This window comes from Sphingomonas bacterium (assembly GCF_903644055.1).
GTDB lineage: Bacteria > Pseudomonadota > Alphaproteobacteria > Sphingomonadales > Sphingomonadaceae > Sphingomonas_I.
The window spans coordinates 1-4,674 of the sequence record NZ_CAHJXD010000063.1 but is presented as its reverse complement, the minus strand read 5'-3'; the positions used below and the strand labels follow the sequence as shown (position 1 = coordinate 4,674).

Sequence of the window (4,674 nt, the reverse complement as noted above, 5' to 3'; positions counted from 1 at the left end):
TGCGGAAGCGGAACGCGAGCGCATCGACGAGCAGCAGCCTGCCCGCCGGATCTTCCCCGAACGGCACCAGCGCGCGCACCGCCTCGATCGCCGCGAGGCTGCCCATCACCCCGGTCAGCGCACCGAGCACGCCCTGATCGGCGCAGCTCGCATCGGGCCGATCCGGGGCCGCGCCGACGAGGCAGCGGTAGCAGGGCTTGTCCGCCTCCCAGCCGCGATACACGGCGAGCTGCCCCTCGAACTGCCCGACCGCCGCCGAGACGAGGGGTATGCGCAGCGCCAGCGCCGCATCGGCGGCGGCGAGACGCGTCGCGAAATTGTCCGATCCATCGATCAGCACGTCGACGCCCGCGAGCAAAGCCTCGGCATTCTCCGCACTTAAACGCGTGGCCTGCGGGTTGACGCGCACGTCGGGGTTGAGCCGCTGCACCATGTTGGCGACCATCGCCACCTTGCGCGCGCCGATGTCGCGCGTGCTGAACAATGTCTGCCGCTGGAGATTGGAGAGGGAGACGGCATCGTCGTCGATCACCGTCAGCCGGCCGATGCCCGCCGCCGCGAGATACTGGATCGCCGGCGAACCGATCCCCCCCGCGCCGATCAGAGCGACATTGGCCCCGAGCAGCCGCTTCTGCCCCTCGCCACCGATCTCCTTGAGGATGATGTGGCGGGCATATCGATCGAGTTGTGCGTCGGTGAGGTTCACCGGGCGGGAAGGTCTTCCTCGCGAGCGGGCGGGTTTGCGATACTGTTCCAGCCGAGCGGTTCGACCGGGAAGAGATCGATGTCCAAGCCCGTCTCGGACGCCGCAAGTCGTCTCGCCGACCGATGCGCGTCTGCGCGAATCGCCTCGACATGCTGTTTCAAGCTGGGATTTTCGGCAAGCAAGCGCTGGTAACGGTCACCATGTTCCTGAATGCTGTACAACCAGGATTTCGACCTGAGACCCGGTTGCGCTTCCCATTTCAGGAGGTGCAGCAAAAGTATGCGAAGCGCCGACTCCAGCGATCGGTACTCGCTCCTTGCCATACCCTCCAGCTCCTCCGCGAGATTGGCCCAGTCGACCAGCTCGACCTTTCCTGCGCGCAGGAAGCCAGCCTGTTCGATGGCCCAGCCGTATAGGTCGCCGTCATAGGCGATGTTGCCGCCGTCAGAGGAAATCACCGGGTGAATCGGCTTGTTCATGCTGGTCGCTTATCATGCGCGCGCGCTTGACGCATCACCGCCCGGTCGAGCCGAACCCGCCTTGGCCGCGTGCGGTTTCATCAAGGGCGTCGACCTCCTCGAAGCGGGCGCGCTGGACCTGGGCGGGGACGAGCTGGGCGATGCGCTCGCCGCGCTTTACCTCGAACGGCGTATCGCCGAGGTTGGCGAGGATCACCTTCACCTCGCCGCGATAATCGGCGTCGATCGTGCCGGGGGTGTTGAGGCAGGTGATGCCGTATTTGAGCGCAAGGCCGGAGCGCGGACGGACCTGCACCTCATAGCCTTCCGGAATCGCGATGCCGAAGCCGGTGGCGACCGCGTGGCGCGCGCCGGGGACGAGCGTCACATTCTCGGCGGCGACGACGTCCATTCCGGCGGCATGCGCGGTGGCGTAGGCGGGGAGGGGGAGGCCGGCGCCGTGCGCGAGGCGGACGAGGCGGATGGCGATTTCAGGCGAGGGCATCGGCGATCCTCTCGGCGAGCCGGGCGGCGATCTCCTGCTTGGAACCCGAGGGCCAATCCTCGATGCCCTCGGCGGTGATCAGGTGAACGGTGTTGCGGTCGCTGCCCATCACGTCGCCCGAAACATCGTTGGCGACGATCCAGTCGCACCGCTTGCGCGCGCGCTTGGCGACGGCGTGGTCGATGACATTCTCGGTCTCGGCGGCGAAACCGATGAGCAGCGCGGGGCGATGCGGGCCGGTGGCGAGGGAAGCGAGGATATCGGGATTTTCGACGAGGGCGAGCGCGGGCGCATCGGCGCTGCCCTTCTTGATCTTCTGCGACGCGGCGTCGACCCGCCAATCGGCGACGGCGGCGGTGAGCACGGCGATCTCCGCGGGGAGCGCGGCGGCGACGGCGGCGGCCATCTCGCGCGCGGTTTCGACATCGATGCGCGCAACCCCCGGCGGCGTCGCGAGTGCGACGGGACCGGCGACCAGCGTCACCTCCGCCCCCAGCTTCGCCAGGGCCGCCGCGATCGCGAACCCCTGCTTGCCCGACGAGCGATTGGCGAGATAGCGCACCGGATCGATCGGCTCGTGCGTCGGCCCGGCGGTAACGATCGCGTGCTTGCCCGAAAGAGGAATTTTCTGAGGCGAAGCGAGCGCCGCATCGATCGCCGCGAGAATCGCGTCGACCTCGGGCAGCCGCCCCGCGCCATATTCGCCGCACGCCATCGGCCCCTCGTCGGGCTCGATCACCGTCACGCCATCGTCACGCAGGCGCTCGACGTTGCGTCGCGTCGCCGCATGCTCCCACATGCGCACGTTCATCGCGGGCGCGGCGAGCACGGGCTTGTCGGTCGCGAGCAGCAGCGTCGTCGCGAGATCGTCGGCGATACCCGTCGCCATCCGGGCGAGCAGATCGGCGGTGGCGGGGCAGACGACGACCAGATCGGCCTCGCGGCTGAGCTGGATATGCCCCATCTCGGCCTCGTCCTTGAGATCCCAGAGCGAGGTGTGGACGGGCTGTTCGCTCAGCGCCGCGAGCGTCATCGGCGTCACGAAATGCGCGCCGCCGGAGGTGAGCACGCAGCGCACCGATTTGCCCGCCTTGCGCAGCCCGCGCACCAATTCGCATGCCTTATAGGCAGCGATGCCGCCGCCGACGATCAGCAGGATGCGCGCGCCCGTCATCGCGCGGTTGGTGGCGCATCGGGGCGGCCGAGTCGAGGGGTGACGCGAGCCGTGCCGATACCGGAGGGCCTCACCCTCGATATTCGGCTTCCGCGGGGCTACGGAAGCATGATGACGATGATCCACGAGGCCGGTCTGCGGATAGCCGAGCCGCCGGCGCGCCGGGTCGATCAGGGCGTCTGTTGCCGGGCGGAGGGCTGATGCCGCTCTACGCGCTCGACGGGCAAAGCCCGACGCTCGCCGAAGACGGCAGCGCCTGGATCGCCCCGTCGGCCGAATTGATCGGCGACGTGCGGCTGGGCGAAGACGCCTCCGTCTGGTTCGGCGCGGTGATCCGCGCGGACAATACGCCGATCCTGGTGGGGCCGGGCACCAATGTGCAGGAAGGCGCGATGCTGCATTCCGATCCGCATGCGCCCTTGACCATCGGCAGCGGCGTGACGATCGGCCACCACGCGATCCTTCACGGATGCACGATCGGCGACGATACGCTGATCGGCATGGGCGCCACCATCCTCAACGAGGCGGTGATCGGCGCGGAATGTATCGTGGCGGCGGGCGCGTTGGTGACAGAGCGCAAGACCTTTCCCCCGCGCAGCATGATCATGGGCGCGCCCGCCAAGGTGGTGCGCGCGCTGGAGGATGCGGAGGTGGCGGCGATCCGCGCGTCGGCGAAATCCTATGCGGGGCGTGCCCAAGGCTATGCGGCGGGGCTGCGCCGCTGCGACTGACCGATCGTCAGGAAAACCGGCGGCGCAGCTTGCCGGGTTCGACATCGACGATCTTGCTGCCCTGACACCAGATTTCGATGACGGAGGCATGGTTCAGCCGCCGGGCTTCGGCGATCGCGGCGGCATCATCGGCAAGCATGCATTCGCGCACGTCTTCGATGTGACCGAGCGAATCGATGAAGTATAAGCGGTAATAACGCATGACCAGCTTTCAGGGGGATGATTGCGACCGCTAATTCCCGAGATTGCATTCGGCTGGCCGTTCCCCTTCCCCAAGCATTGCTTAGGGCTCCGTGCCAAGCGCCAAGTTTGAAATGCAATCATTGTTTACGCCGTCGATCCGATATCGCACGCCCATTGCCTGGATGGTTTCCGCCGGCACGGGAGCCTTCTATGTCGGGCCGACATGAGTGCTCACACGCCGTCCGTCTTTTCGATCCCGCCGCACCGTGGTTTCGCGGATGCCCTCGCGCAAGGGCTGCTGATCCGTCATGGCGGCGATCCCATGGCGCTGGCGCGGGGGCTGATCCTGCTGCCCAACGAACGCGCGGTGCGCGCGGTGCGGGACGGCTTCGTCCGCCATTCGGGAGGCGGACTGCTTCTGCCCCGTCTGGCCTCGATCGGCGATCCCGCGCTCGACGATCGCCTGGGATCGCTATTCGATCCGGCCGACGATCGGGCGCCGCCGCCTGCGATCGATCCGCTGCGGCGCCAGTTGATCCTCGCGCGGCTGATCGAGGATGTCCGCGCGGCCGCCGGCGCGCCGATCGATGCGGGGGAGGCGATGCGGCTCGCCGCCGATCTCGCGCGCACGCTCGACCAGTTGATCGTCGCGGAAGTGCCGGCATCGCGGTTGACCGAAGCCGTGCCGGAGGAACTGGCGGTGCACTGGCAGGCCTCGCTCGCAATGCTGGAGGTGATCCTCGCGCGCTGGCCTGAGGAGCTTGCGCGGCTGGGGATGATCGATCTCGCGACGCGGCGAAACCTGCTGATCGATCGCGCGGCGCGGCACTGGGCGCAGGAGCCGCCCGCAGCGTTCGTCGTCGCGGCGGGGATCAGCGCGGCGGGGCCGGCGGTCGCGCGGTTGCTCCGCTGCGTCG

Annotated in this window: 6 protein-coding genes and 1 pseudogene; 2 read left to right on the top strand and 5 right to left on the bottom strand. The window is 68.1% G+C overall.

The genetic code is table 11. The annotated features are described in order from the left end of the window. The 4 genes from HUU94_RS02645 to coaBC form a co-directional block, all read right to left on the bottom strand. On the bottom strand, positions 1 to 706 hold a 706-nt coding region (locus tag HUU94_RS02645; RefSeq protein WP_174273574.1), incomplete at its 3' end, for a HesA/MoeB/ThiF family protein. Continuing rightward, a complete protein-coding gene (locus tag HUU94_RS02640; protein WP_174273573.1) occupies positions 703 to 1,185 on the bottom strand; it encodes a DUF29 domain-containing protein in 483 nt (160 codons plus the stop codon). The genes HUU94_RS02640 and HUU94_RS02645, both read right to left, overlap by 4 nt. A gap of 34 nt (positions 1,186 to 1,219) precedes the next feature. After that, complete coding sequence (dut, locus tag HUU94_RS02635; RefSeq protein WP_174273572.1) at positions 1,220 to 1,669, bottom strand: dUTP diphosphatase; 450 nt, start codon at positions 1,667 to 1,669, stop codon at positions 1,220 to 1,222. Further along, positions 1,656 to 2,843 (bottom strand): bifunctional phosphopantothenoylcysteine decarboxylase/phosphopantothenate--cysteine ligase CoaBC, encoded by a 1,188-nt coding sequence (coaBC, locus tag HUU94_RS02630; protein WP_174273571.1) that lies wholly within the window; start codon positions 2,841 to 2,843, stop codon positions 1,656 to 1,658. The genes dut and coaBC overlap by 14 nt, the downstream gene beginning before the upstream one ends. A gap of 200 nt (positions 2,844 to 3,043) precedes the next feature. Between coaBC and HUU94_RS02625 the strand changes: the two genes are divergently transcribed. Continuing rightward, positions 3,044 to 3,574, top strand: a complete 531-nt coding sequence (locus tag HUU94_RS02625; protein WP_174273570.1) for a gamma carbonic anhydrase family protein — start codon at positions 3,044 to 3,046, stop codon at positions 3,572 to 3,574. A 7-nt stretch (positions 3,575 to 3,581) separates the two neighbouring features. On the opposite strand, the gene HUU94_RS02620 is transcribed toward HUU94_RS02625, so the two are convergent. Beyond that, on the bottom strand, positions 3,582 to 3,776 hold the full coding sequence (locus HUU94_RS02620; RefSeq protein ID WP_174273569.1) for a hypothetical protein: 195 nt from the start codon (positions 3,774 to 3,776) through the stop codon (positions 3,582 to 3,584). 204 nt (positions 3,777 to 3,980) lie between these two features. On the opposite strand from HUU94_RS02620, the pseudogene HUU94_RS02615 reads away from it, so the two are divergent. Further along, positions 3,981 to 4,674: pseudogene (locus tag HUU94_RS02615) on the top strand (double-strand break repair protein AddB); the annotation flags it as partial.

Excerpts from the sequence above, each read along its gene's own strand:
- dut (WP_174273572.1), bottom strand. The coding sequence starts at position 1,669 with ATGCCCTCGCCTGAAATCGCCATCCGCCTCGTCCGCCTCGCGCACGGC.
- HUU94_RS02620 (WP_174273569.1), bottom strand. The coding sequence starts at position 3,776 with ATGCGTTATTACCGCTTATACTTCATCGATTCGCTCGGTCACATCGAA.
- coaBC (WP_174273571.1), bottom strand. The coding sequence starts at position 2,843 with ATGACGGGCGCGCGCATCCTGCTGATCGTCGGCGGCGGCATCGCTGCC.
- HUU94_RS02625 (WP_174273570.1), top strand. The coding sequence starts at position 3,044 with ATGCCGCTCTACGCGCTCGACGGGCAAAGCCCGACGCTCGCCGAAGAC.
- HUU94_RS02640 (WP_174273573.1), bottom strand. The coding sequence starts at position 1,185 with ATGAACAAGCCGATTCACCCGGTGATTTCCTCTGACGGCGGCAACATC.